Consider the following 1,127-nt stretch of genomic DNA (forward strand, 5'->3'; position numbering starts at 1 on the left):
CTGGCCAGCGGGCTGCTGCACCGGGGGACCGGGGTGGAGGTGACGCCGGACTCCATCTTCCATTCGGGGTCGATCGCCAAGGTCTACACCGCCACGCTGGTGATGCGGCTGGTCGACGAAGGCCGGCTGGAGCTGGACGCGCCGGTGGTGGACGTGCTGCCGGAGTTCGCCACCCCCGACCCGGAAGCCACCAAGACGATCACCATCCGGCAGTTGCTGTCCCACACCGGCGGGGTGACCAACGACTTCAACCACGACTCAGGCCGCGGCGACGACTGCCTGGCCAAGTACGTCGAGGCGGCCCGGGAGGTGCCGCTGGACTGCCCGCCTGGCACCGCGGTCTCCTACGGCGGCCTCGGCTACGTGGTGCTGGGCCGGGTCATCGAGGTGGTCACCGGGCTGACCTGGGACCAGGCGCTGAAGGACCTGCTGTTCGCCCCCCTGGGGCTGCGACGGTCGATGACGCTGCCGGAGGAGGCCCTGCGCTTCCGCGTGGCCATGAGCCACCTGGGCGAGCCCGGAAAGGACCCGGACCCGGCACCGGTGTGGGACATGATGCCGCGCTCGGCGGGCCCTTACGGCCGGGTGCTGGTCTCCGCCGGTGACCTGGCCCGCCTCGCCCGCATGCACCTGGAGGACGGCAAGGGGGTGCTGTCGCCGCAGGCGGTGGCGGCGATGCGGCGCCGCGAGGTGGACGTGCCGGACAAGTGGACGGTCAGCGCCGACGGCTGGGGCCTGGGCTGGACCCTGTACGACTGGGACGGCATCGCCGGCTACGGCCACGACGGCGCCGCCATCGGCCAGTACGCCTACCTGCGGGTCGTCCCGCACGCGGGCGTGGCCGTGGCCCTGATGACCAACGGCGGCAGCGCCCGGCTGCTCTACGCGGACCTGTTCCGCGAGCTGCTCGGCGAGCTCGCCGGCGTCACCATGCCCGCCCCCTTCGGACCGCCCGCGCGGCCCCCGGCCGTCGACATCACGCCGCTGCTGGGCACGTACAAGCGGGAAGGTGTCGTCATCACCGTCAGCCGCGACGACGACGGGAACGCGCACATGCGCTACGAGTTCGTCGACGGCATGAAGGACCTCTCCCCGCCCCTGGAGATGACCCTGGAGCCGGTCACGGA

The 1,127-nt window shown here is 72.3% G+C and carries 1 protein-coding gene; it reads left to right on the forward strand.

Translation table 11 applies throughout. The features are described from left to right. Positions 1 to 1,127 (forward strand): serine hydrolase domain-containing protein (locus AB0B91_RS66390; protein WP_358343334.1); only part of this gene is annotated, 1,127 nt, incomplete at both ends.

Source organism: Nonomuraea sp. NPDC049141 (genome assembly GCF_040648415.1).
Classification (GTDB): domain Bacteria; phylum Actinomycetota; class Actinomycetes; order Streptosporangiales; family Streptosporangiaceae; genus Nonomuraea.